At 71.3% G+C, this 24959-nt stretch carries 17 protein-coding genes and 1 pseudogene; 10 read left to right on the top strand and 8 right to left on the bottom strand.

The window, feature by feature from the left end; genetic code table 11:
• Positions 1-36: 36 nt before the first annotated feature.
• Positions 37-1308, bottom strand: a complete 1272-nt coding sequence (locus tag JNO44_RS36005; RefSeq protein WP_205368227.1) for a chitinase — start codon at positions 1306-1308, stop codon at positions 37-39.
• Positions 1309-1472: 164 nt separating this feature from the next.
• On the opposite strand from JNO44_RS36005, the gene JNO44_RS36000 reads away from it, so the two are divergent.
• The 3 genes from JNO44_RS36000 (at position 1473) to JNO44_RS35990 (ending at position 4785) form a co-directional block, all read left to right on the top strand.
• Positions 1473-2093: an L-threonylcarbamoyladenylate synthase gene (locus JNO44_RS36000; RefSeq protein ID WP_102924992.1), complete on the top strand. Its 621-nt coding sequence runs from the start codon at positions 1473-1475 to the stop codon at positions 2091-2093.
• 14 nt (positions 2094-2107) lie between these two features.
• Positions 2108-2659, top strand: coding sequence for a hypothetical protein (locus tag JNO44_RS35995; RefSeq protein WP_205368226.1), 552 nt, complete (start codon positions 2108-2110; stop codon positions 2657-2659).
• A 323-nt stretch (positions 2660-2982) separates the two neighbouring features.
• Positions 2983-4785 (top strand): coagulation factor 5/8 type domain-containing protein, encoded by a 1803-nt coding sequence (locus JNO44_RS35990; RefSeq protein ID WP_205368224.1) that lies wholly within the window; start codon positions 2983-2985, stop codon positions 4783-4785.
• A gap of 120 nt (positions 4786-4905) precedes the next feature.
• Here the strand turns inward: JNO44_RS35990 and JNO44_RS35985 are convergent, their stop codons facing one another.
• Positions 4906-5313 (bottom strand): DUF3224 domain-containing protein, encoded by a 408-nt coding sequence (locus tag JNO44_RS35985; protein ID WP_205368222.1) that lies wholly within the window; start codon positions 5311-5313, stop codon positions 4906-4908.
• Positions 5314-5415: 102 nt separating this feature from the next.
• Between JNO44_RS35985 and JNO44_RS35980 the strand changes: the two are divergent.
• The 3 genes and pseudogenes from JNO44_RS35980 to JNO44_RS35975 form a co-directional block, all read left to right on the top strand.
• Positions 5416-6378: pseudogene (locus JNO44_RS35980) on the top strand (helix-turn-helix transcriptional regulator); the annotation flags it as partial.
• A gap of 255 nt (positions 6379-6633) precedes the next feature.
• Positions 6634-6927: a tryptorubin family RiPP precursor gene (locus tag JNO44_RS44890; RefSeq protein WP_338058618.1), complete on the top strand. Its 294-nt coding sequence runs from the start codon at positions 6634-6636 to the stop codon at positions 6925-6927.
• A 77-nt stretch (positions 6928-7004) separates the two neighbouring features.
• Positions 7005-8054, top strand: coding sequence for a cytochrome P450 (locus JNO44_RS35975; protein WP_205368221.1), 1050 nt, complete (start codon positions 7005-7007; stop codon positions 8052-8054).
• 54 nt (positions 8055-8108) lie between these two features.
• Here JNO44_RS35975 and JNO44_RS35970 read toward each other — a convergent pair whose 3' ends face one another.
• A complete protein-coding gene (locus JNO44_RS35970) occupies positions 8109-8978 on the bottom strand; it encodes an NmrA family NAD(P)-binding protein (protein ID WP_205368216.1) in 870 nt (289 codons plus the stop codon).
• 46 nt (positions 8979-9024) lie between these two features.
• Entirely contained in the window at positions 9025-9444 is a 420-nt protein-coding gene (locus tag JNO44_RS35965) for a nuclear transport factor 2 family protein (RefSeq protein ID WP_205368214.1), read from the bottom strand.
• Between the two features lie 112 nt (positions 9445-9556).
• On the opposite strand from JNO44_RS35965, the gene JNO44_RS35960 reads away from it, so the two are divergent.
• Positions 9557-10144: a TetR/AcrR family transcriptional regulator gene (locus JNO44_RS35960; RefSeq protein ID WP_205368211.1), complete on the top strand. Its 588-nt coding sequence runs from the start codon at positions 9557-9559 to the stop codon at positions 10142-10144.
• A gap of 54 nt (positions 10145-10198) precedes the next feature.
• Here the strand turns inward: JNO44_RS35960 and JNO44_RS35955 are convergent, their stop codons facing one another.
• Together JNO44_RS35955 and JNO44_RS35950 are read right to left on the bottom strand one after the other, a co-directional pair.
• Entirely contained in the window at positions 10199-11098 is a 900-nt protein-coding gene (locus tag JNO44_RS35955) for an RNA polymerase sigma factor SigF (RefSeq protein ID WP_205368208.1), read from the bottom strand.
• Between the two features lie 283 nt (positions 11099-11381).
• The gene (locus JNO44_RS35950) at positions 11382-11837 is read right to left on the bottom strand and encodes an SRPBCC family protein (RefSeq protein ID WP_205368206.1); all 456 of its coding nucleotides are present in this window, start codon (positions 11835-11837) and stop codon (positions 11382-11384) included.
• 192 nt (positions 11838-12029) lie between these two features.
• Here JNO44_RS35950 and JNO44_RS35945 point away from each other — a divergent pair, with 192 nt between their 5' ends.
• Positions 12030-13133, top strand: a complete 1104-nt coding sequence (locus tag JNO44_RS35945) for a HEAT repeat domain-containing protein (protein ID WP_205368203.1) — start codon at positions 12030-12032, stop codon at positions 13131-13133.
• A 75-nt stretch (positions 13134-13208) separates the two neighbouring features.
• Here the strand turns inward: JNO44_RS35945 and JNO44_RS35940 are convergent, their stop codons facing one another.
• Both JNO44_RS35940 and JNO44_RS35935 read right to left on the bottom strand, forming a co-directional pair.
• Positions 13209-18410 carry a toxin glutamine deamidase domain-containing protein gene (locus JNO44_RS35940; protein ID WP_205368201.1) on the bottom strand — a complete coding sequence of 1734 codons (5202 nt, stop codon included), beginning with the start codon at positions 18408-18410 and terminating at the stop codon, positions 13209-13211.
• A gap of 195 nt (positions 18411-18605) precedes the next feature.
• The gene (locus JNO44_RS35935) at positions 18606-19073 is read right to left on the bottom strand and encodes a hypothetical protein (RefSeq protein WP_240167820.1); all 468 of its coding nucleotides are present in this window, start codon (positions 19071-19073) and stop codon (positions 18606-18608) included.
• 413 nt (positions 19074-19486) lie between these two features.
• On the opposite strand from JNO44_RS35935, the gene JNO44_RS35930 reads away from it, so the two are divergent.
• Together JNO44_RS35930 and JNO44_RS35925 are read left to right on the top strand one after the other, a co-directional pair.
• Positions 19487-21694: an ArnT family glycosyltransferase gene (locus JNO44_RS35930; RefSeq protein ID WP_240167819.1), complete on the top strand. Its 2208-nt coding sequence runs from the start codon at positions 19487-19489 to the stop codon at positions 21692-21694.
• A 280-nt stretch (positions 21695-21974) separates the two neighbouring features.
• Positions 21975-24800, top strand: a complete 2826-nt coding sequence (locus JNO44_RS35925; RefSeq protein ID WP_205368197.1) for a sensor histidine kinase — start codon at positions 21975-21977, stop codon at positions 24798-24800.
• The last annotated feature ends 159 nt before the right edge of the window (positions 24801-24959 follow it).

Here is a 24959-nt window from a genome sequence, read left to right as displayed (position 1 = left end):
GGAGGAGCGCCCGCCGGAGCGCTCCTCCCCACGGGGTCAGCAGGTGCCCAGGTCCTGCCAGACCCCCGAGCCGCCGGTGGACGGCGCCTCGCCCTGGGTCCACCACCGGGCCTTCCAGGTGTGGCCGTTGTAGGAGACGGTGTCGCCGCCGACGTAGACGGTGCCTGTGGCGTAGGGGCTGGCGGCGCAGCTGCCGCCCGGGGGCGTGGTGGGCGGCGTGGTCGGGGGCGTGGTGGGCGGCGTGGTCGGGGGCGTGGTGGGCGGCGTGGCGCCGGCGAACTTCACCGAGTACTTGGTGAAGTCCCAGGCACCCTGCGGAACGCTGCTGCAGGTGCCGGAGGTCCGGCCGTTGTTGTCCGGCGGGGTGCACTGTCGGTCGCGGTTGACGGACCAGTTGGTGAAGCGCGCCATGTGGTGGGAGGTGGCGTAGTCCAACACGGTCTGGAAGTCCGCCTGGGTGAAGAACTCCCCGGTGTCGCTGCGGCCGTTCATCTGGGAGATGCCCTCGTGGGCGTAGGCGGTGGCCTCGTCCCAGCCGAAGGTGGAGCGCAGGACGGCGTTGAAGTTGGTCAGCGCGGAGGTCTGGGCGGCGGCGCCGTTGAAGCCGCCGTCGAACGGCATGATGGAGAAGTTGTCCGGCACGAAGGACTGGGACTTGGCCTCGTTCAGCATCTGCTTGCCGAACCAACCGGTGCCGTCGGCCGTCCCGGCGGTGGTGACGGAGAGATAGAGGCCGGGGTTCTGCTGCTGGAGGATCTTGGCGGCGCCGATCTCGTTGTGGATGGCCGCGGAGTTCTCGTACTCCGGTTCCTCCAGGTCGAAGTCGAGTGCCTTCAGGCCGTACTTGTCGAGGACCTGCTGGTAGGCGGCGGCGGTCGCCTCGGGCGTGCCGCACGCCTGCCCCAGCTTGGTGCCGTTGTAGCCGCCGATGGACGCGGAGACGTCGCCGCCCTTGGCGCGGATCGCGGAGATCACCCCGGCCACCGCGGTGTCCGACGCCACCGGGTGGAGACCGTCCCAGGTCGGCGAGCAGCCGCCGCCGTTGGGCGCCAGGACGAAGGCGAGCTGGAACGCCTTGAGGCCGGTGGCGTCCATCACCGCGCCGGCGTCCGGCGGGTCGTTGTCGAGCGGCATGAGGTACGGCGCCGCCGCGTACCAGTTGCCGCCCAGCGCCTTCGGTGCCGGTGTCGCGGCGGCGGGCCGAGGGGCGGCGCGCTGGCCGGTGGCGAGCGCCGTGCCGGCGACACCGAGCGCGATACAGGCCGCCGAGACGGCGGCGGCCAGGGTTCTGACGTGACGAGGTGGCACTTGACCTCCACGAGCCGACGAGGGGGTGGTCCAGACCAATCGACCACAGCGTGAACCTTCGCCGTGGGCACGTCAACACTTTGGACCGGACCAAGTCGGCGCGGCGGGCGGGCCGCCGAGGCGGCGAACACTTACCGGCCGCACGATCACCTAGACTCGCGAAAATGGCCAAGTACTTCGACGTCCACCCGGACAACCCCCAGCGCCGCACCATCACCACGGTCGCCGACACCGTCCGCTCCGGCGGGCTCATCGCCTACCCGACCGACTCCTGCTTCGCCCTGGGGTGCCGACTGGGCAGCCGCGACGGCATCGACCGCATCCGCTCGATCCGCGCCCTCGACGACCGTCACCACTTCACCCTGGTCTGCCAGAACTTCTCGCAGCTGGGCCAGTTCGTACAGATCGACAACGACGTGTTCCGCGCGATCAAGGCGGCGACCCCCGGTCGCTACACCTTCATCCTCCCGGCGACGAAGGAGGTCCCGCGCCAGCTCCTGCACCCGAAGAAGAAGACCGTCGGCGTCCGGATCCCCGACCACACCGTCACCCAGGCACTCCTGGAGGAGCTGGGCGAACCGCTGCTCTCCAGCACCCTGCTGCTGCCTGACGAGGACGAGCCGCTGACCCAGGGCTGGGAGATCAAGGAGCGCCTCGACCACGTGGTGGACGCGGTGGTCGACTCCGGCGACTGCGGCACCGAACCCACCACCGTCGTCGACTTCTCGGGCGGCGTCGTGGAGATCGTGCGGCGGGGCGCCGGGGACGCGTCGCGGTTCGAGTGAGCGGCGGCGGAACGATGGCAGCAAAACGGAACCGCGCGATACCGGCGCTCGCGGTGGCGCTGGCGCTCCAGGCGGGCGTGGCCGGGGTGGCCACGGCCCAGGCGGCCCCGGCGGTGGCGAGCGCCCCCGCCGCGGCCCCGGCCGCCGCGATCAGGATCACCGAGGGGCAGGTCGGCGAGGTCGGGCCCGGCCGCACGATCGTCTACCCCGCGGTCACCAGCTGTCTGACGGTCACCGTCCGGCTGGCGGACGGTGGGAAGGTCGGCGCGCACGCCAGCCTCTTCCAGGTGCCCGGGGAATACCGGTCCGACCGGATCCTCGCCGCGGTCCAGCAGCGGATCGGGACGCGGGCGGTACGCGCCGTGGAAGTGCGGGGCGCGGTCGGTGCCTGGCATCCCAGCTACTTCACCAGGGCGATCGAGAGCTACCCGGAGGGCGCACAGATCCCGGTGCCCACCGCGCCCGACCCCGACGGCCTGGCCCGGGCGGTGGCGGACGGCCTCGGCCAGCCGCGCGGCAAGGTCACCGTGCAGGACCTCCCCGACGGGGACCAGACGGTGGAGTGAATCGGAGCCCGGAGCCCGGAGCCCGGAGGTCGAGTTCGGAGCCCGGAGCCCGGAGTTCGGAGTCTGGCGGTCGGACAGTGGAGGCCGGGCGCCCGGGGTCGGACACTTCTTGAACGCGGCGGAGGCAAGTCCCCCGTACCGCACGGAAGCGCGTAGCGGCACCAACTGCCTCTATCAGCACATGTGTTGACGGTCGGTCGGTGTCGTCGCGTGAAACTCGGGTCGTGGCTCTTGACGCACCCTTCACGAAGCTGAAGCATGCGACGGCGGGAGTACGCTTCCCACCCCCCACATCTTCACTTCCTGAATCAGGAGAGTCACCCATGACCCCTGCCTCCAAGGAACCCCCCACGCCCGAACGTCCCACCGTCGGCCGCCGCACCGTCCTCGGCGCCGCCGCCGCGGTGGCCTCGGCCCCCGCCCTGCTCGGCCCTGCCCGGACCGCCCACGCCACGCCGCCGCACAGAACCCCGGGTGCCCTGCCCGGCGGCGGCGATCTCGGCCCCAACGTCCTCGTCTTCGACCCGGCCACCCCCGGCATCCAGGCGAAGCTGGACGAGGTGTTCAAGCAGCAGGAGAAGGCCCAGTTCGACACCGGGCGCTACGCCCTGCTGTTCAAGCCCGGCACCTACCACGGCCTCAACGCCCAACTCGGCTTCTACACCTCCATAGCCGGCCTGGGACTGTCACCCGACGACACCACCATCAACGGCGACGTCACCGTCGACGCCGGCTGGTTCAACGGCAATGCCACCCAGAACTTCTGGCGCTCCGCCGAGAACCTCGCCCTCGTCCCGGTCAGCGGCACCAACCGCTGGGCCGTCGCCCAGGCCGCGCCGTTCCGCCGGATGCACGTCCGCGGCAGCCTCAACCTGGCGCCCGCCGGGGACGGTTGGGCCAGCGGCGGCTACCTCGCCGACAGCCGCATCGACGGGACCGTGGAGCCGCGTTCCCAACAGCAGTGGTACGCCCGCGACAGCGCGGTCGACGGTTGGTCCAACGGCGTGTGGAACATGGTGTTCTCGGGTGTGCAGGGCGCCCCGGGGCAGACGTTCCCCAACCCGCCCTACACCGTGCTCGACACCACCCCCCTCTCCCGCGAGAAGCCCTTCCTCCACCTCGACGGCGCCGACTACCGGGTCTTCCTGCCGGAGCTGCGCACCAACGCCAGCGGTGTCACCTGGGGCAACGGCACCCCGCGCGGTACCTCGCTGCCCCTGTCGCAGTTCTACGTCGCCAAGCCCGGCGTCTCCGCCGCCACCCTCAACCAGGCACTCGCGCAGGGACTCCACCTGTTGCTCACCCCGGGCATCTACCACCTCGACCAGCCGATCCAGGTGACCGCGCCCAACACCGTCGTCCTGGGCCTCGGCTACGCCACACTCATCCCTGACAACGGTGTCACCGCCGTACGGACCGCCGACGTCGACGGCATCCGCCTGGCCGGCTTCCTCATCGACGCCGGCCCGGTGAACTCCGCCACCCTCCTCGAAATCGGCCCGGCCGGCGCCGCCGCGGACCACTCCGCCAACCCGACCACCGTCCAGGACGTGTTCCTCCGCATCGGCGGCGCGGGCCCGGGCAAGGCCACCACCAGCATCGTCGTCAACAGCCGGCACACCATCATCGACCACACCTGGGTCTGGCGCGCAGACCACGGCGACGGCGTCGGCTGGGACACCAACCGTGCCGACTACGGCATCCGTGTCAACGGCGACGACGTCCTGGCCACCGGCCTGTTCGTGGAGCACTTCAACAAGTACGACGTGCAGTGGTACGGACAGCGGGGCCGCACCGTCTTCCTCCAGAACGAGAAGGCGTACGACGCCCCCGACCAGGCAGCCGTCCAGGATGGGGACGTCAAGGGATACGCCGCCTACAAGGTCGCCGACTCGGTCACCTCCCACGAGGCGTGGGGGCTCGGCAGCTACTGCTACTACAACGTCGATCCCAGCATCGTCCAGCACCACGGCTTCGCCGCCCCGAACGCCCCGGGGGTGAGGTTCCACGACCTGCTGGTCGTCTCGCTCGGCGGCAAGGGCCAGTTCGAACGCGTCATCAACGACACCGGCGCGCCGACCTCGGGCAGCTCGACGGTTCCCTCGACCGTGGTGGCGTACCCCTGACCTCCGGCCCGTCCCGTACCACCGCCCGGCCCGCCGTGCCATGGGAGGAGGCCATGGCACGGTCGGTCGGCTTCGGCCGCGGCGCCGAACTCCTCGTCCGCCACTGGCGACGGGCGGCGCTCAGCCCATCCGGTAGTCGAAGGTGTACGGGAAGGACGGATTGCCGGCCTCGTACCTGAAACTGCCCGACCCGCTCAGGCCGACCAGGTCCCCGGTGGCCGATCCGGGGACGACCTCGAAGGTGCAACGCACCGTGCCGTCGGCGTCGAAGGCGCCGCGCTCCTCCAGCACGAAACCGCCCTCCCGCCCGTCCAGCCGCCCGGTCAGCAGCTCCAGACCGGTGAACGTCCCCGTCTTGTCCGAGGTGTAGACGATGGTGTACTCGCAGGCCGTGCGGTCGGCCTCGATGCCGCCGGAGAAGTTGTTGGTGACACAGGCGCGCGCGAGCCGCGGGCTCGTCGCGTCCGAACCGATCGGCTGCTCGGCCCAGTTGGCGTAGCTGATGCGGCCGGTGGTCTGTGCGGGCATGGCTGTCCTCTCGGTCTCCCGCACGGCCGGTGCCGGGCGGTGTGCAGCCATCCTGACCGCCGTACCTGACACCTTCTGTCAGGTACGCGAGACAATCGGAGCATGCGCGCCGACCGGCTCCTCGCCCTGCTCCTGCTGCTCCAGAACCGCGGGCGGATGACCGCCGCCGAACTCGCCGCGGAACTGGAGGTGTCGGTCCGCACGATCTACCGCGACATCGAGGCGCTCGGCGCGTCCGGCGTCCCGGTCCGCACCGAGCGCGGGCCGGACGGCGGCTACCGCCTGATGGACGGGTACCGCACCCGACTGACCGGGCTCACCGGTGCCGAGGCTGATGCGCTCTTCTTCGCCGGAGCACCCGGCCCGGCCCGCGACCTGGGGCTGGGTGCGGTGCTGGCGACCGCCCAACTGAAGGTGCAGGCGGCGCTCCCGGTCGAACTCGCCGAGCGGACCCGGCGGATCCAGGACCGCTTCCACCTCGACGCACCGGCGTGGTTCCGGGACGCAGATCCGGTCGCCCACCTCGCGCCGGTCGCCCGGGCGGTGTGGGAGCAGCGGGTGGTCCGCACCCACTACCGGCGCTGGCGCGGCGAGGTCCACCGCGAGCTGCGCCCGCTCGGCATCGTCCTCAAGGGCGGCATCTGGTACGTGGTGGCGCTCGCCGACGAGGCGGTGCGGACGTACCGGATCGCACGGTTCCAGGCCGTGGAGCTCACGGACGAGGCGTTCGCACGGCCGGCCGGCTTCGACCTGGCCGCGTATTGGGCCGAGTCCTCCCGCCGCCTGGCCGCCGCGCTGCACCAGGACACGGCGCGCCTGCGCATCTCCCCGCAGGCCCGGCGCCTGCTGCCGATGCTCTACGGCGCGGTGGGCCGGCGGGCGTTGGAGGGCGCCGGGGAGCCGGACGCGGACGGCTGGACGGAGGTGATGATGCCGGTCGAGGGGCCGGCCGTGGCCGTCGGCGACCTGCTCCGGCTGGGCGCGGAGGCGGAGGTCCTCGGCCCACCCGCGCTGCGCCGCGCCGTGGCGGAGGCGGTGGCCGTCCTGGCCGGCCGCTACGCGAGGGCGGACGACCCGTCGGAGAGACCCGCTTCGGCCAGGACCGAGCTGGTCCGCACGGGAGTTCAGCCCTGCGGACTGAGCTGGATCTTGCGGCCGGTGCCCTGGCGGAAGGTGTGGAGCGCGGTGTCGAAGCCGGGGTTCCTGGTGCGCCCCGCTCCGGCTCCGCGGGGCGGCCGGGCCGCCCGACTCCGTAAAATCAACAAAATCTTCGATCCTTCTCCATATCCGTCAACGCCGCCTATCTATACGGCATTTGGCATGAACATCCGCTACATCGGGACCAACCACCCCATTTGTGCGGCGCTTTTCGATGCTCCGCGCCACGAACTCCCCCTGAAACATGGGTTGGTTGTTTTTCCGCGTGATATGAGCCACTTGACACCCCAACCGCCCCGGCATTCACTTCTGCGGCGGTCGAAGACCCTTTCGGCGGCCTGCCACGGGGCACAGTCAGCCCCTGCCAAGGAGGTACGGATGAAGTTCGTTCGTCTCGTGAAGCGGATGCGCACCGAAAAGAGCCTCAAGGCGTACGCCTGGTACGGCTGGATCTGATCGGCCCACGCCCACAACGGACGGTGGCGGGCCGCACGCAAGGGTCCGCCACCGGCCCGCGTTCCCGGAGGTTCCCGATGTCCCAGCGACCGACCGTTACCCGCGGCGACCGGCGGGTGCGCTTCGCGCCCAGGATCGACGCCCTGCTGCACCGCCACACCGGTCAGGAGCTGTTCCGACTGGAGCCCACCACGATCGGCGTCGCGGGCGCCGACCTGATGGACGCCCTGCTGCGCAGCCGGCCGGCCAACGCCGAGGAGCGCCCCACCTTCAAGCCCGTCCTCGGCCGGCACGTCGGCCGGGCCGACGCCGCCGCCTACATGCAGGCCCTGGGCGCGGACGTGCGGAAGGCCCTGCAGCGCCCCTTGGAGACCTCGGTCGATCTGACCGGCGCCTGGCCGGCGGTGCCGCACGCCTACCTCCGCGACCTCGTCTTCGGACAGGAACTCGGCCGCCTGCGGATCCTGGTCGACCGGAGACTGGAACTCACCCCGAAGCTGACCTGGTCCGCCGTCGCGTCGGGCGCCGCCCTGCTGCGCCGCCCCGACCCGGCGGAGCCGCTGTCGAAGCTCGCCACCCTCGCCCTCGGCGCCGCCGGCTACGCCGACCGCCGCTACGCCCTGTACCTCTACCGCCGGGTGGCGGCACCCATCTGCTTCACCGTGGCCGCGTTGGTCACCAACGCGGTCTGGCTGGGCGCCCCGTTCGACGACGCCGTCCCGAACCGGCAACTGCTCGCCGAGGCGCTCCGGCTGTTGCCCCCGTCGTGGAACATCCTGCGGATGGCCTCGCCCGAACTCACCGCCGTGGACGACCGGATCGGCCCGACCGACGACGTCCTCCTGCTGCCCCTGCTGAGCCATCGCGACCCGGCGTTGTGGGAGGACCCCGGTGCCTTCCGGCCCGAGCGCTGGGCGGATCTGGACCCGGACAACCACCCCGGATACCTGCCGTTCGGCCACGCCGACGAGCGCTGCTGGGCCCGCCACATGGTGCTCCCGCTCGCCGAACGCATCCTGGACCTGGTGCGCCGGGACGGCCTCACGGTGCGCTCCGCCCAGACCGTCGGCCGGGTCGAACTCGACGGTCTGATGGAGGTCGCGGAGGTCCGGGTGACCCGAGGCTGAACTCCGTCCCGCCGCCACGAGCCAGCGGAGGGCGGGCCTGACACGTCATCACAGTCATGTCAGTGACTGGACGTTGTCCCGCACATACGCGGCGAAGGAACGGGGTGGCCGCCCGGTGACGCGGGTGACGGCATCGGTCACCCGGTCCTCGGCGCCCTCGGCGATCCGGCGGTCCAGGTCCGCGAGGATCGCCGCGAAGTCCGCCGGAAGATGCCGCGCGAGCCGCGTGCGCAGTTCCGCCTCGGACACCGCCCGGTGGCGTACGGGTCGGCCGCTGACCTCGGTGAGGATCGCGGCGACGGCGTCGTAGGAGAGGGCCGCCGGCCCGGTGAGCACCCAGTCGGTGTTGTGGGGCACGGGGTCGGTCAGCGCGTGCGCGGCCACCGCGGCGATGTCGTCGGCGTCGATGAACGCGACCCGGCCCCGGCCCGTCGCCGTGGTCAGCAGGCCGTCAGTGCGGATGGCGTCCGCGTGCGGGTGGTGGCCGGTGAAGTTCTGCATGAACCAGGAGGGGCGCAGCACGGCCCACTCCGGGACGAGGGCGGGCAGGGCCTGGTGGACGGTTCCGGTGGCCGGACCGCCCGCGGGGATCAGGGAGGAGCTGAGCAGGACCGCCCGGCGCACTCCGGCGCGCCGGGCGCGATCGAGGAAGGGCAGCATGACGGCGGCGGGGTCCGTGGCGCCGGGCGGCGGCACGAGGTAGACGGCGCTCGCGTCGTCCAGCGCCGCGTCGTGGGTGGCGGGGTCGGTCCAGTCGAAGGCCACCGGTTCCGCACCGGCGACCGGAGCGGGGTGGCGGCCGGCGGCCCTGGTGGGGAGCCCGGCCCGCGTCAGCCGGGCCACCAGGCGGCTGCCGGTGGTGCCGGTGGCGCCGGTGACGAGGACGGGGCCTGTGGTCGGGGGCGTGTGGTGGGGTGTGGTCACGGGGGCCTTCCGGGCGGGATGGGCGGGTGTGCGGGAGAGGGCGGGGTCAGCTGCGCATGGAGGCCGGGACGGCCAGGGGATTCCCGTAGTCGCGGTAGTGGGCGATGCGGCCGTTGGCGACGGCGACCACCGCGACGTACGACATCGCGAACGGCTCGTCGGTGGCGACCAGGCGGCCCACGGCGCTCATCTCGGCGATGATCGTGCCGGGGTCCTGGGTTTGATGGAACGTCAGGTGCGGGAAGTCGTCCAGCTCGATGTGATGGGGGTAGTCGCGCATAGGGGCGGCGACGGCGGACCTGCCCTCCAGGCGGCGCGGGCGGCCTTCGGGGGCGAAGGGGAACTCGAAGACGCCCTGGTCGTCCCAGAGGTCCACCCATGCGGCGAAATCCTGGTCCAGAAGGAGGCGGAGCCCGTGACGGAAGAGGTCCTCCGGAGTCCGATGGGCGGTCGTGGCGGGGGGCATCTCGCTTCTCCTCGATCAGGAGCGTGCGGCGCGGTCGTCCGATACCGTTGGACCGCCGGTCCGTTTCGACGATACGGACCGGCGGTCCGTATCGCAAGAGAGGTCATGACCGATGCCCGAACCCCGACAGCGCGCGGACGCCGTCCGCAGTCGTGAAGCCGTTCTGGATGCCGCCGAGGCGCTGTTCGCGCGCAGCGGTCCCGCCGAGGTGAGCATGAACGCCGTCGCGTCGGCCGCCGGCGTCGGCAAGGGAACGGTCTTCCGGGCCTTCACCGACCGGGCGGGACTGCTCCAGGCGCTCGCCGAACGACGCACCGCGGCGCTCCGCCGGGCCGTCGCCGAAGGACCCGCCCCGCTGGGGCCCGGCGCCCCGCCGCACGAGCGGATCCCCGCGGTACTCGACGCCCTGGCCCGCTTCAAACTGGACAACCAGAGCCTCTACCTCGTCCTGGAGGAAGCCGGCGCGGCCAGCCCGTACCGGAGCCCGTCCTACACCTGGTGGCACACGACGCTGCGCGACAGCCTGGCGCAGTGCGCCGACGCCGGGCGCGCCGACTTCGTCGCCCATGCCCTGCTGGCCGCCGTCCGTGCCGACCTCATCGCGCACCTGCTCACCGTGGAGGGGCTGTCGGTCGACGAGATCCGCGACCGACTGGCCGTCTACGTCCGCTCCGTGCTGCCGCGCGACACGCACGCGTGAGGCGCCCCCGGTCGGGGTCGCGGCCGCCGGCCCCTGGCCTGGCCGGCCGTCACGTCACGGCTGGCCGATCAGGCCCGTCCGCAACCGGCCCAGGATCCGGGCGAGCAGCCGGGAGACATGCATCTGTGACACCCCGAGCTCCTCGCCGATCTCCGACTGCGTCTTCTCGTGGACGAACCGCAGGGTGAGGATCCGGCGATCCCGCCGATCGAGCTTCCGGACCAGGGGGGTCAGCGCATGGAGGTCCTCGGCGAGCTGCAGCCGCGGGTCCTCGTCGCCGAGGGCGTCGGCCAGGCTGCGGGCCGACTCGTCCTCGGCCGGGTCGCTGGGCTGGTCCAGCGACCCCGCGGTGTAGCCGTTGCCGGCGATCAGCCCGTCGATCACCTCGTCCTCGCCCAGGCCGAGGTGCTCGGCGAGCTCGGCGACCGTGGGGTCCCGGTCCAGGCGGGCGAAGAGGCGCTCCTTTGCCTGGGCGATGTCGATCCGCAGCTCCTGCAACCGCCGCGGTACGTGGACCGCCCAGGTGGCGTCCCGGAAGAACCGCTTGATCTCGCCCACGATGTAGGGCACCGCGAACGTCGTGAACTCGACCTCGCGGGACAGGTCGAAGCGGTCGATGGCCTTGATCAGCCCGATGGTGCCGACCTGGACGATGTCCTCCATCTCGCTCGGATCGCCGCCGCGGTTGCGGAACCGGGCGGCGGCGTACCGGACGAGGGAGAGGTTCATCTCGACGAGCGTGTTGCGCACGTACTGGTACGCGTGGGTGCCCTCCTCCAGCACCGCGAGCCGCTCGAAGAACGGCCGGGACAGTGCCTTGGCGTCCTTCGGCGCCATCTTGGACGCCTCCGCGATGTACGGCAGTCCGCCGGTTCCGGAACTCACGGTCCGGTGGCCCTGTACCTGGCGCTGGCCGTGCCGCGTTCCGGTGTGTGTGGAAACTGCCGTCGTCATGGCTGCCCTCCCATAATTTGGATCATGGTCCGGTAAGCCGCGTCTGCCCTTCGTTCGCGGAACAAAACATCAGCCCCATCTTTTTTGCCATCCAGGATCTTGACGCTGCGTCAGCAGGTGTGGTGCGGCGATGCGCACTGCTCTCTCCCGGCCATCGGACGCATCGTGGCCTTCGTCCCGCGCTCGGTTCGGTCTCCCCGTGGCCCTTCCATCGGCCCTTCCACGGCCTTTCCGTGGTCTCTCCTCGGCTCGCCCAGGGTCCCTCTCGGCCCGGTCGGGGGCGTCAGTGCGCAGCCCCGATGCGCCGGTCGAGCTGTTCCAGGACGTGCGGCCAGGCGTCCCGGTGACGGTCGCGCGCCGCCTCGTCGGCGAACCCGGCATGGCTGAGCCGCAGCCGCGTCCCGGAGCCCTCGGCGGCGAATGCGACCGTGACCACGGTCTCCGCGCCCTGGGTTCCGCCCGCGCCGGTGACCCACGTCAGCTCGACCAGCCGATCCGGATCGAGCCGCAGGAAGCGGCCGTAGTGCGGGTGGCGGGCCCCCTCGTGCTCTGTCTCGAAGAAGAACGCCGTGTTCACCCGGCCCTCCATCAGCACCGATCCGGGGGCCGCGAACCAGCGGTCGAACTGCTCGGTCCAGGCCCGGTACAGCGCGGCCGGCGTTCCGCTCATGAGTCGTTCGACGGCGAGTTGGTGCGGCCGGGAGGAGAGATCTGGCAGGCGCATCGGTTCATTGGACATGGAGGGAATGTAGCGTAACGGGGCAAAAGTGGCGGTTCCTTGCTGGGTCGAAGGGGGCCCGATCGGCGTCCTTGCCCTTCGCTGACCGCGACTCTTCCGCACCGTTTCCCGGACCTCCGCGGATTTCACCGGGAACGGGCCGGGTGGGGTGGGGCGCGGGTGGGGAAAACTGGGGCCGACGTGGGCCGGAACGTGGATTTCTACGGGGAGTTGGCGTTGACGGGGGACGGTGCGCCGACTGTCGAGATGAGCGCACTTTGGCCTTTCCGGCGGATGGCAAGTCGCCCGGACCGCTCGGTTAGGGTCGGACGCATGAGTGAGGAGATCGCCGCACTGGTACGTCGTCTGGCATCCGAGAGCCGGGAGGATCGCGCGGCCGCACAGGAAGCACTGACCGCTCTCGGGGCCCCGGTCGTCGAACACCTGCTGCCGCTGCTGCGCAATGACGAAACGCCGGGCAGCTCGGCCGCGGAATCCTGTCTGGAAAGCCTGGGGGACGCGGCAATCGATCCGCTCCGCGAGGTGCGCGCGGAGGGTCCCGGAAGCCTGCGGAAGGCCGCGCTGCGCATGCTGGCCACGATCGGCGGCGCCGATGCCCTCAGTGACGCGGATCGGGCGGCCGTGGAGCGGTTGGTGCAGATCAAACTGCCGGACGAGGAGCCGGGCGATCTGCCTGCCGACTGCTGGATCGCGGTGCCCGAGGCGGAAATCGGCGATATCGTCCGGGCGTTGGACCTGCACGACGTCCGCCCGGTCACGACGGCCATGGGGCTGTCCGCCGCCGTCGAGCACGAGAATTCCCTCCGGCGCCCCACGGAAGACGGCGGCGTCACCACGGCATACCGGGTCTTCATCACCCCGGAATTCGACGGCTGGCGACTGATCTACGGTGCCGATTACCTCAACGACAACTGGGCGCAGATCGTGACACGACTCAGTGCGCGCTGCCGGGAAGCCCACTTCTACGCCATCGACGACTACAACGGCGCGCAAGTGTGGTGGGTTTCGGAGAACGGACACGACAAGCGCGGCTACCGCACCTACGGCGACCCGGAGTGGATCGGGGAACCGATGGAATTCGAGCGGAACTTGATGGCGGGCGGCGACGCGTACGACGACGAGGACGACGACGCCGAGCAGTACGCCGAGGGCGTCCGTGATCCGGAGGAGGTCGCTTCCTCGATCTCCATCCAGCCGACCGTGGTCGAGGTGCTCGACCGGGTCGGGCACGGCTGGCTCGCGGTGACCGACCCGGACGTCGGGCACGGCCGGTTCCGCGGCGCCCTGGACATCTGAGGGCGCCCCGAGGCGGTGCCGCCGCCGTGGCAGAAGGCCGGCGGCGGCACCCGCGGAGTGCGTCGGCGCTGTCCGCTACAGCAGACTCGGCTGAATCTTCTTCCAGGTCGAGTCCAGATGGGCGATATGCCGGTCCATTTCGCGGACCATCGCCTGCTTTTCGGGCGTCGTCATCCCGTTCTTACGCTTGGTGAACTCCGCGTCGATCATGTCCGAGAGCTTCTTGCGCTGTTCCGCTTCGCTGAGCTTGTCGATCTTGCCCTTCTCTGCCGCGATCCAATTCGCGCTCTTGCCCTCGCGGCGATCGAGCCGGTCGTTGATCTCCTTCTGCACGCCGGCGATGGGCTTCTTGTCGAACTCCTTCTTCAGCTTCTTCTTCTCCGTGTCGAGCTGCTTCTTCGCCTTGACGTCTTCCGGGTCGGTTCGGTAGGTCGTGCTGTAGTACACCTTCGTGTCTTTAGGAGTCATTTCCCTCAGCACGTTCGAACACTTCGCGTGCCCCTGGCCGTTGCCGCACGGTTCACGCTCGGTGTAGAGGGCCTTCGCGCTGTATTGCGCGCCCTCTTGATTGGCCCGATTAAGCCACTCCATGAGATGTTTCTCCGAGTGGCGTCCCGACACGTACTTCTCGCCCACCGGAACCGAGGAATCGGCAACGTAGTGGGTTTCCCGCGCGGGCGGCGGCCCTTCGACCTCCAACACCGCGTAGTTGCGGTCTGTGAAGTCCGGACTGTTCTGCTTCAGGCTCTCCGGCATCGGACCGTCGTGCTTCAGCTTGTCGAGGTACTTGTTGCCACTGTTGCGGTGCCCTCGGACACCCAGTGACTCGTCGGAGTTCTTGGCGGCACTGTCCGTGGTGCCGTCCTTGGCATCCGGCTCGTTCGGAGGACGGTACGGCTTGTCGACGTCCACCGGATTGCTGCCGACACCGTGCTGCTCGTGGAATCCCACACTGAGCCGGGTCAGGGACGAGACGACGGCGAGTTTCTCACCGCGGTCCAAGTCCTGGAATCCGGGCAGCCGCTTCTCCAGGTCGCTCTGGGTGAACTTCTGCGGGCCCTTGCCCGCGTCGGGGCCGTTGGTCTGCGGATGGCCGGAAGAGGCCCGGAGCACCCGTGCCAAACTTCCGTCGTCCGCCCAGCCGGTCAGCCGGTCGTGGACCCGGTCGAGTGGGATGCGGTGCACGTCCCGATCGTTGCGGAGCTGCGCCTGGAGCTTGTCCGGAACCTTCCCGTACTCCTTGGAATCCTTCTTCTCCGCGTCGAGAGTGTGCTTCCCCTCCTTCTCCTGCTTGGAGGTGTCGCTCGTGCCGCGATCACGCGGATCGGAGTAGGGCTCTTTGCCGTCCGTCTTGCCGTCCGTTTTGCCGTCTGTCTTGCCGTCTGTCTTGCCGTCGGTCTTGTTGTCGGTCTTGTTGTCGCCCTTCCCGCCGTCCGTGTTGTTCCCGTTGTCCTTCTTCGGGTCCGCCGTGGAGCCGGTCGACTGCCCGTGATCCTGCTCGGAGGCGTTGCCGCCGCCGCTGTTCGACGGCCCGGCGGGCGGCTGGCCGTCGAGATCCATCGGGGCATCGGGAGTGGGCTTGCCGTACGGCGGCCCGGAGGTGGGATGCTCCGCCGTGCCGGAGCCGGTGTTCGTCCCTTGGGTCTGCGGTGCCTGCTGTGGCGGTGAATGCTGTTGCGTGTGGTCGTCGTCGACGTCCATGCGGTGGTCGTCGAGGCCCAGGGCGTCCATGTGGTCCGGGAGGGAACCGAGGGTCGCCTGGGGCGGTGACGGGGTGTCGGTGTGGGGATCGGTACCAGACTGCTGGCCCGGCTGTCCCTCCCCGCCCACCTTTATTCGGGTCCGCCGGTGGGAATCGGACCCGGACTCGGGGGGCGAGCTGACGGACTCACCGTCGGGCGAAGGCTGTTCGCTGGCCTTGCGCTTGAGGGCGGCGGGGTCGGCCGCCGAAGGCCGCTCGTCCTTCCCGTGGTCCGGGCTCGGTGCGCCACGCCTCGCGGTGCCGTCGCCCGAGTCGTGGGAACCGTTCGCCGCAGGGGGCGACTGGTCCGCGTGCGCAGTGTGGTCGGAGTCCGTGCCGTCGGACTTGTGGTGCGAATCGGTGGCACCGGAACCGTTGGAGGCATCCGGGGCGGGATGCAGCGGCTTCCGGTCGGCGTCCAGCGGGATGTGGAAGACGTCAGTGGCGCCCTCGGTGTTGATGGGGTGGTGGCTGACCTCACCGCTCTGGGTGTCGACCCAGACGATCTTCCCGTTGTGGTTGACGGCGTTGAACGCATGACCGCCGCCGTCCGCCCAGTTGACCTGGACGATCGCCGCGGAGCCCGGCCCTGCCTTCAGCAACTCCTGGGCGATGGCATGGTGCCCGTCCGGGCTGGTGCCGGCGTAGGAGTGCGGCGCCCCGGCCCAGTCGATGATGTTCTCGTTGGCCTTGGACTCCGGCGACCAGTGGTCCGGGGTCCCGTCCGGGGTCTGGTCGGGGGTCCGGGGCGCGGAGACCTGGGGGTTGCCGTACCAGGTCTCCAGGAACGAACGACTGCAGTCGGCGCAGTTGTTGGAACGGCCCGGCACGTTGGTGCCGCCGTCGTTCTGCAACTGGGCCCAGCCGGCCGTCGGATCGGGGAAGCGCTGTGGGCTGCCGTCGTCATTGCGCGGGACGGCGTTCTCCAGCGCCTGCTGGTCCACGGTGTCGGGCGGCAGCAGGCCGCCGGGGGACTCCTGGATACCGGACCGGATCTCGTCGAGGCTGGGACGGTCGTCCGGGGTGGCGGTGGCGTCGGATGCGTCAGGTGCATCTGACGTGTCAGACACGTCAGACACGTCAGATGGGTCAGATGGGTCGGGCGTGTGGGAAGTGACGTCCTTGTTGTCCGGCGCTTGGTCGTCCTTGGGGCGCGACTCGCTGTCCGGCTTGGGGTCGTGGTTGGTGTTCGGCGACTGCGAGTCGTGGTCAGGGGTGGTGGGCGACGGCGGTGCGTCGCTGGTGTGGGGCGGTTGCTGCGCGGGCCGGGACGGACGCGGGGACGGCTGCTCGCCGTGCGGACGCTCGGTGCGCGGCGGTTGGGCGGTGCTACGCGCAGGTGTGGGCCGTGGGCGCGACGACTGGTCGGCCGCGGTGGGGTTCCGCGGGTCCCGGGTCGGCGTGCCGCGCGGGGGTGCGCCGCCGTTGCCGGCGGGGGAGGACGGGGCGGTCGACCGCGGGGGTGTCGTAGCGGACGGGGATCCGCCCACGGGAGTCCCGGCGGGAGAGCCCGCAGGCATGGTGCCGCCGCCCATGACGACGCCGGGCTGCGGCGATTGCTGTGTAGACGGCGGCGGGGCGGCGGCCGAGCCGGGGGTCTCGCCGCCTGCATGCGACGGCTGGGCGCTGCCCGGCGGCGGAGGTGCCAGGGTCGCGCTCTCCGTGTGCACGGTGACCGGGCCGTCGTCCTGGGGCCGGTTGGGATCGGGCTGGTGCGGCGCACCGGACGAGGAGGGACCGGAGTACCCGTGTCCGGACGGGGCCGCATGGGGAGCGCCGCCGCCCGATGCCACTCCACCGCCCGTCGGCATGCTGGGACGGCTGCCCCCGCCGTTGCTGTTGCTGTTGCCGTCGTCGTGCTGGGTGCCGGAGTGGTCCGGCGTCGGGGACGGGGAGGGGGAAGGGGACGGGGAGGGAGATGGGTCAGGGGCTGGTGATGGCGCGTGCTGCGGTTGCGGGCCCGTATGGGTACTGGTGTCAGTGCTGCCGTCGTTCCCACTGTTGGTGACGCTGCCACCAGTGGTGCCAACGCCGCCAGTGTTGCCACTGCCGCCGTTGGGGTCGCCGATCCCGTTGCTGTGATGTTCGGGAGTGGGGGCAGCGGAGTCCGGGCGTGGGGCGGTGTTGGTGCTGGTGTCGGTGTTGCTGTCGTTGTTGCTGGTGTCGTGGGAGGTGGGTGTATCGGTGTTCGGTCGGGCGGACGAATCCGAGGACGACGGGGAAGAGGTCGCGGACGACGAGGCGTCAGGCGTGGGCGATGCCGCCTGTGCTTCCCGGTAACCCGCGTCGAACGGCGTCAGTTGGCTCGGCGGCGGGGCGGCGGAATGCGCCGGCCGGGGCGAGTTACCGCCGTCCGGCGAGTGACCGCTACCTCCGGCCGAGGAGGAACTTCCGCCGTCGGCAGCTGAGCTCCCGCCGTCGGGAGAGGAGTTCGGCGGCGTCGAGGAGTTGTTCGTGGGGGTGGAATGGCCTGCCGACGACGATCCGCCCGATGCGGTGGCCCCACCACTCGCCGACGATGCGCCGGCTGACGTTCCGCCCGCGGACGATCCACCCGCCGGTGCCCCACCCGTGGACGATGAGCCGTCGCCTCCCGACGGCGATCCGCCGCCTCCGGGCGATGAACTACCGCTATCCGAGGGTGAGTTGCTGCCGCTCGACGGCGAGTGGTTGCCCCCGGGCGACGACTGGCCGCCGCCCGAAGTGTCGGATCCTGAGGAGGTGTTTCCGCCCCCGCTCCCGCCGCCTGCGGACTCATGTCCCGAACCGCCGCCCGAGTCGCCGCCGGAGTTGTGGCCGGCGGCTGATTCCAGACCGTTGCGGACGTGGTGGCCCGCCTTGGCGCCCGCGCCGTCGCGCAACGCCTCGGTGAACGTCTGCCCCGAGTTCTTGAGCGCGTTGACGCCTTCCTCGGCGCCCTTGTTGACGGTCCGGCCGACGTCGAATCCGTTCTGCGCGCCGAAGCTCATGTTCACGGACTGCGCGATGACGTCCGAGATCATGGCCTGGAGCGCCGAGACCGCGGGCTCCTTGGCGGTTTCCAGCGCCGCGTCGAGGACCTGCTTCGCGGCCTCCTTGATGATTTTCCGGACGATCGCCCGGGTCGCCGCGGTTGCCGCCGCAACGCCGATCTCCGACAGGCCGAACGTGAACGGCGCCGCCGCCTGGGCCGCGATGATCTCCGCCGCAAGGATCGCCAATTGGGCGATCACCGCGACTTTCATGCCGATGACGAGGCCGGCGGCGACGTCCAGGGCGACGGCGATGGTCTCCGCGGCGGTCCGGGCGTCGGCGAAGTACCCGGAGCCGGAACCTCCGTTGAACTTCTCCCAGGTGGTGTTGAAGCCGTCGATCGAGTCGCCGGAGTTCTGGGACACCACATTGCCGGCAGCGGTGACGCCGCGCTGCTGGAGCTCTTCCACGCCGGATGCGAAGTTCCGCCACTGCTGGGCGGATTCCCGTAATTTGTCTTCGTCTGCCGTGGGCCAGTTGAACCCCAGCATTTCGAGGACCCACTCAAGTGCGTCCGGCAGCATTAACGACACAGTGGGGATCTCCAGGCAGGCGCGAGGTCAGGAAGAGAGGGCGGAGCGGAAAGGGGTGTGGAGGGGGACGGGCAGGGCGGCGCGAGCAGGGGCACCGCGAGGGACGGCGGGAGGGGCGGTGCGAGGGGCGCCGTGAGGGATGACGGGAGGGTGACGAGGGCGACGAGGGGGAGGTGCGGTGAGTCGCTAGACGTTGGGGCTCCGGAAGCGGGCGATTGCCTGGTGCTCCGTCTCGGCGTTCGCGATGTGCTGCCTCAGCATCGAATCGTTGAAGTCCTCGTCGGCCTCGTGGTTCTTGGCCATGTTGTTCAGCCCGCCGCCGATTTCTTGGAGCTTGGCGGCGAGATGGCCCATCGATTCGTACATACCGTCTCGTAAGCCCTCATAGACGACACCGAACTTCTCGCCCAGATCGTCGTCCCCCCACGGGGGTGTGTCGTTGCCCTCCAGGGAGGTCAGTGCGTCCTTCAGCTTGTCGACGAGGCCCTGGTAGTCCTTGCCGATCTGGTCGAAATCGGTACCACCGGTGCGCAGTGACGCTATATCAGCTTTTAGGCCGTCTCCCACCAGAATCCCCAGGTAGTTCTCTTGTGCATGGCCGTGGGGCCGCAACGCTGGTGGAAAGTTTAAACAGTTGACCTGGTCAATTCTCAAGGATGTCTTTGCAACAGCTTTGTTGCAGGGTCCGATTCGCGCCACCCGGGTTGGGAGCCTGCGTCCCCGGCGTCGATGTGCGTCCCGTCGGTGCCTCGCCGCCCGGACGTGCGATCTGAACGTTCGCTGAACAATCGGCGGCCCGCGGATCCCCGACGCCCCTCCGGCCATCTCGCACACCGACCGGCGAGTACCACCAGGGAGGATCGTCCATGGCCAGCACGACCCCAGCCGGGAATGCGTCTCCAGTCGGGAACGCGCCCCTAGTGGGGGACGCGTCCCCAGCAGGGAATGCGTCCTCGGCGTTGAACGGGCCCGCAGCGTTGGACGGGTCCGTAGCAGTGGACGGGCCCGCAAGGGGGGAAGCGTCCCCGTCGGGGAAGCCGGGTCCGTCGGGGGAAACGATCTCGGCGGTGGGCGTGCCGACCGGGCGGGCCGGCGGCGGTCGCCTGCTCCGCCGGATCGGTGCGGCGCGCCGGACGCCGGAGCCCCGGCCGGCGTACTCCAGACCCGCGCTGCTGGCGATCCTCGTCATAGCGGGGGTGCTGTTCGCCTGGGACATCCAGCACAGCGCGTTCCACGCGTTCTACTCGGAGACCGCGCGCAGCATGTCGGAGAGCTGGCACGCCTTCCTCTTCGGCTCCTTCGATCCCGGCGGCTCGATCACCATCGACAAGCTGCCGGGCTTCCTGTGGCCGCAGGCGCTCTCCGCGCGGATCTTCGGCTTCCACCCGTGGGCGCTGACCTTGCCCCAGGTGATCGAGGGTGTGCTCAGCGTCGCCGTCCTGTACCGCGCGGTGCGTCGCTGGGCGGGCGAGAACGCCGCTCTCCTGGCGGCCGCCGCCTTCGCCCTCACCCCGGCGATCGCCGGGCTGTTCCGCACCGAGGTCGAGGACCCGGCGTTCACGCTCTGCGTCCTGCTGGCCGGCGACGCCACGTTGCGCGCGGCACGCGGGGCCCGGCTGCGTCCGTTGCTGGCCGCCGGGGTCTGGGTGGGCCTGAGCTTCCAGGCCAAGATGCTGGAGGCGTGGGCGGTGCTCCCGGCGCTCGGCCTGCTGTATGTGCTCTCGGCGCCGACGGCGCTCCGCCGACGGCTGGCGCACCTGGCGGCGGCGGGCGCGGTCTGCGTGGCGGTGTCGGCGTCGTGGGTGCTGCTGGTGACGTTCACCCCCGCCAAGGACCGCCCGTACATCGACGGCACGACCAACAACTCCGCGGCGAGCCAAGTGGTCGGCTACAACTTCCTCAACCGTTTCTCCAGCGTCAGTGTGAGCGCCAAGGACACCGGGAGCGTCGCCGTCTCCACCATGGCCGGCACCGCGCCGGCGCCGCCGACCGGACACTCCCGGCCGACCGCCGGGCAGTGGGTCAAGATGTTCGCCCCGTCGCTGGTCTCGCAGATCGGCTGGCTGTACCCGGCCGCCGCGCTCGCGGCGGTGTGCGGTGTGGTGTGGCGGCGCGGCCGGCCGCGTACGGATCCGCTGCGCGCCGGCTTCGTGCTGTGGGGGGTGTGGCTGGTCACGTACTTCCTGGTGTTCAGCGCCGGGGCGGTCGGTGGCCATACGTACTACATGGGGGTGGTGGCCGTTCCGCTGGCGGCGCTGTTCGGGGCCGGGATGGTGCAGTTCTGGCGCGCCTGGGTGCGCGGCGGCCGCGCCCGGGCGTGGGCGCTGCCGACCGTCGTGGTGAGCACCGTGGCCTGGTCGGCGGTGATCGCCGAGCTGTTCCCGACCTACCTGCCGTGGCTGGCGCCGGCCGCGGCCGTCCTGGGGGCGGGCGGCCTGGGGCTGCTGGCCTGGGGCCGTCGGGGCACCCGCACCCGCACCCGCACCCGCCCGGCTTCCGGCCCCGGCTCGCCCGCAGGCCCCGGATCGGCCTCCCGCCTCGGTACGGCGTCCGCTTCCGGCCCGGACTCCGGCTCCGGAGGTGACGCGGGCCGACGGCGGACGGCCGTGCTGGGGCTCGTCACGGCCCTGGTGGCGATGCTCCTGCCGTCCGCCGCCTGGGCGTCCTCGGTCCTCGACCCGACGTACGGGCACTCCGGCATGGGCTCGACCGGTCCGGTGGCCATCCGGCACCGCACCGCGGCCCACCATCCGGCGGCCCACCGGGCTCCTGCCGCCGACCCGTCCGACGGCACCACAGGCCGGACCGACGCCTCCACTGGCCACTCGCCCCGACACCCCGACCCGTCCGACGGGACGGCACACGAGGCTGCCCGCAAGACTGCTCACCAGACCTCGGGCGAGACCTCGCTGAGCCCCGCACAGCGCCAGCTCCTCGCCTACACCCGGGCCCACCAGGGCGGCGCCACCTACCTGTTCGCCACCACCAGTTGGCGGGTCGCCTCGCCCTACATCCTCCACGCCGGTGCCGCGGTGCTCCCCATGGGCGGCTTCACCGGCACCGCGCCGTCACCCACCGCGTCCGGATTCCGCGACCTCGTCGCCACCGGCCAGCTGCGCTACGTCGTGCTCGGCGGTCCGGCGACCACGCCCGGCCGTGCCATCGGCCCGTGGGTGCGCGCCCACTGCGACCGCGTGCCGGGCCAGGCGTACCAGCTCTATCGCTGTACCCCGGAGTCCGCCGCGGCCGACCGGTCCGGGGCCGAGCGCCGCTGACCGGCACCGGGCCCGGGCGACCGCCGCCCGGGCCCGGAGCGCGGAGACAAACCCCTCGCAGCCCACCCGGCACCCACCAACGGCAGCCGGCCGGGCAGGCACCCCGTTCCGGGTCAGGGTTGCGTCAACGTCGGTGCAGCACAGCGCGGTTCCCGGTGGTGGGCGGTGACGATGCTCGCAGGACTCAAAGGAGGAGTTCGCGCGCCGGCCGGTGACAACCGCGGGGAGACGCTCCACGCGGTGCCGCCCGGCGCGCCGTGGTACTGAAGGGACGTACGTCATGGGGTGGGGCAGCGAGGGGGACGCGGCGGATCGGCCGCGGCCCGGCAGGCTCAAGGTCTTTCTCGGGGCCGCCCCCGGTGTGGGCAAGACCTACCGGATGCTGGACGAGGGCCGGCGCCGGACCGCGCGGGGCACGGACGTGGCGGTGGCGTACGCCGAGTGCCACGGACGCCCGGCCACCGAGGCGATGCTCGACGGGCTGGCCGTGCTGCCGCGCGCGATCCGCAGCCATCGCGGCACCGAGTTCGGCGAACTCGACCTGGACCTGGTGCTGGAGCGGCGCCCCGAGGTGGTGCTCATCGACGAACTCGCCCACACCAACGCGCCGGGCTGCCGGCACACCAAGCGCTGGCAGGACATCGAGGAACTGCTCGGCGCCGGCATCGACGTGGTGGCCACGCTCAACATCCAGCATCTGGAGTCGCTCACCGACGTCGTCGAGAAGATCACCGGGGTGCCGCAGTACGAGACCGTGCCCGACGAGGTGGTCCGCCGCGCCGACCAGATCGAACTGGTCGACCTGCCGGCCGAGGGCCTGCGGCGCCGCATGGCGCACGGCAACATCTACCCGCCCGAGAAGGTCGATGCCGCGCTGTCGCGCTACTTCCGGCTCGGCAACCTCAGCGCGCTGCGCGAGCTGGCGCTGCTGTGGGTCGCCGGCCGGGTGGACGAGGCGCTGCGCAAGTACCGGCACGAGCACCGCATCGGCCCGGTGTGGGAGACCCGCGAGCGGGTGGTGGTGGCGCTCTCCGGTGGCCTGGAGGGTACGACGCTGATCCGTCGGGCCGCCCGGATAGTCAATCTCTCCCGCGCTCTCAGCGCCTCCCCGACTCTCAACTGCGTTCGAGCGGGGGGACCCCCATGCGCAGGGGGGACTCCCCTCCCCGCGGGTGACCTGCTGGCCGTGCACATCACCCGCAGCGACGGCCTGGCCGGTTCCTCGCCGGCCGCGCTGGCCGACCAGCGGCAGCTCACCGAGAGCCTGGGCGGCACCTACCACGCGGTGGTCGGGGACGACGTCCCCGCTGCCCTGCTGGACTTCGCCCGCGCCCAGAACGCCACCCAACTCGTCGTCGGTGCCAGCCGTCGCGGCAGACTGCGGCGGTTCCTGGCGCCGCGCGGCGTGGGGGAGACCGTCGTCGAACTCTCCGGAGACATCGACGTCCACACCGTCGGCCACGCATACGCCGGGCAGGGGCGCACCTGGGTCATCCCCGGCAGCGGTCTGCCGCGCACCCGCCGGGTGGCCGGGCCGATCGCCGGCCTGGTGCTGCCCCTGCTGCTGACCCTCGTACTGCGCGGCGTCTCGGGTCCGTTGTCGCTCAACCTCACCAGCGAGGCGCTGCTCTTCCTGCTGACCGTGCTGGGTGTGGCCTGCATCGGCGGAGTGGTCTCCGCGCTGCTCGCCTCGGTCACCACCTCGCTGCTGCTGAACTACTACTTCATCCCGCCGGTCGGCCAATTCACCTTCGCCGAGGCCAATATCGTCGTCGCCCAGGCCGCGTTCACCACCGTCGCGGTCACCGTCGCCGCCATCGTGGACCGTTCGCTGCGGCTGGGGCGGCGCGCCGCCCGGGCGACCGCGGAAGCCGAGACGCTGTCCTCGTTGGCCGGCGGCATCCTGCGCGGGGACCGGGCGGTGCCGGACCTCCTGGAGCGCACCCGCGAGACCTTCGGCATGGACCGCATCGAGCTGTGCCCGCGCGACGACGCGCCGGGGCCCTGGCCGTCCACGACCGGCCGGACGGCCACGGGATCCGCACGAGCCGTCCCAACCGCGGGCACCGCCGGTGAAGTGGGCACCGACCACCGGACCGAGGTCGCGATAGGGGACGACAGCGTGCTGGTGTTGATCGGGCGTCGCCTGCCCGCCTCCGAGCACCGGGTGCTCACCGCCTTCGCGGCCCATCTGACCGCGGCCGTCGAACGCGCCCGGCTGGCCGAGGCCGCCGCCGAGGTCGAACCCGTCAAGGCGGCCAACCGGATGCGCACCGCACTCCTGGCCGCGGTGGGGCACGACCTGCGCACACCGCTGGCCGGCAGCTGGGCGGCGATCAGCTCGCTGCGCAGTCGCGAGGTGGACTTCTCACCCGAGGACCGCGAGGAACTGCTCGCCACCGCCGAGGAGTCGCTCGCCAAGCTCAGCCGCCTGGTCGACAACCTCCTGGACATGAGCAGACTCCAGGCCGGTGCGCTGACCCTGCACCTGGAGCCGGTGGCGCTGGCCGACGTCCTGCCCGCCGCGCTGGACACCCTCCCCGGCTCGCCTCCACAGGCGCCCGGACGCGTCGTGCCGCAGGCGCTGGACACCGCCCCCGACGTGCTGGCGGACCCGCCCCTGCTGGAGCGCGTGGTCGCCAACCTGGTGTCCAACGCGGTGCGGCACTCGCCCGCCGGCCGCCCCGTCACGATCGGAGCCAGCGCCCTGGCCGGCCGTGTCGAAGTACGGATCATCGACCGCGGTCCCGGCATCCAACTGCTCGACCGGGAGCGGGCGTTCGAGCCGTTCCAGCGCCTCGGCGACACCGACAACACCACGGGCCTCGGCCTCGGCCTGGCGCTCTCCCGCGGCCTGACCGAGGCGATGGGCGGCACCCTCACCCCGGAGGAGACCCCCGGCGGCGGCCTCACCATGGTCGTCTCCCTCCCGGCCGCCCCGGAGTCGCACCTCCCGGAATCCGCGGAGGTTCAGCCCCCGCCGGCCACCGGTGTCGCCGTCCCGCCCACGGCGGAGATGGCGGAGACGGTCGCCACGGCCACGCGTGCCGTGATCGCCCGGACCGTTGGCACTGCCGGGGCCGCCGGCACGGCCGACGAGGCGTGAACCGGGCGTCGGTCCTCCTGGCCGGCCCGGCCGACCGCGCAGGTCAGGAGGGCCGTCGCACGACATACACGCAAGGCGATTGGCCGAAAGTCCTCGTTGAGTCGATCAGGGTCGGTGGCGCGGCGCACCGGGACCCCTGCTCGGCGCCCCGCCCCGACC

It is taken from the genome of Streptomyces noursei, from assembly GCF_016917755.1.
GTDB classification, from domain to species: domain Bacteria; phylum Actinomycetota; class Actinomycetes; order Streptomycetales; family Streptomycetaceae; genus Streptomyces; species Streptomyces yunnanensis.
This window is presented reverse-complemented; position numbering and strand designations above follow the sequence as displayed.

Excerpts from the sequence above, each read along its gene's own strand:
- JNO44_RS44890 (WP_338058618.1), top strand. The coding sequence starts at position 6,634 with ATGAACATCCGCTACATCGGGACCAACCACCCCATTTGTGCGGCGCTT.
- JNO44_RS35960 (WP_205368211.1), top strand. The coding sequence starts at position 9,557 with ATGCCCGAACCCCGACAGCGCGCGGACGCCGTCCGCAGTCGTGAAGCC.
- JNO44_RS35995 (WP_205368226.1), top strand. The coding sequence starts at position 2,108 with ATGGCAGCAAAACGGAACCGCGCGATACCGGCGCTCGCGGTGGCGCTG.
- JNO44_RS35950 (WP_205368206.1), bottom strand. The coding sequence starts at position 11,837 with ATGTCCAATGAACCGATGCGCCTGCCAGATCTCTCCTCCCGGCCGCAC.
- JNO44_RS35990 (WP_205368224.1), top strand. The coding sequence starts at position 2,983 with ATGACCCCTGCCTCCAAGGAACCCCCCACGCCCGAACGTCCCACCGTC.
- JNO44_RS35940 (WP_205368201.1), bottom strand. The coding sequence starts at position 18,410 with ATGCTGCCGGACGCACTTGAGTGGGTCCTCGAAATGCTGGGGTTCAAC.
- JNO44_RS35955 (WP_205368208.1), bottom strand. The coding sequence starts at position 11,098 with ATGACGACGGCAGTTTCCACACACACCGGAACGCGGCACGGCCAGCGC.
- JNO44_RS35985 (WP_205368222.1), bottom strand. The coding sequence starts at position 5,313 with ATGCCCGCACAGACCACCGGCCGCATCAGCTACGCCAACTGGGCCGAG.
- JNO44_RS35975 (WP_205368221.1), top strand. The coding sequence starts at position 7,005 with ATGTCCCAGCGACCGACCGTTACCCGCGGCGACCGGCGGGTGCGCTTC.
- JNO44_RS35925 (WP_205368197.1), top strand. The coding sequence starts at position 21,975 with ATGGGGTGGGGCAGCGAGGGGGACGCGGCGGATCGGCCGCGGCCCGGC.
- JNO44_RS35965 (WP_205368214.1), bottom strand. The coding sequence starts at position 9,444 with ATGCCCCCCGCCACGACCGCCCATCGGACTCCGGAGGACCTCTTCCGT.
- JNO44_RS36000 (WP_102924992.1), top strand. The coding sequence starts at position 1,473 with ATGGCCAAGTACTTCGACGTCCACCCGGACAACCCCCAGCGCCGCACC.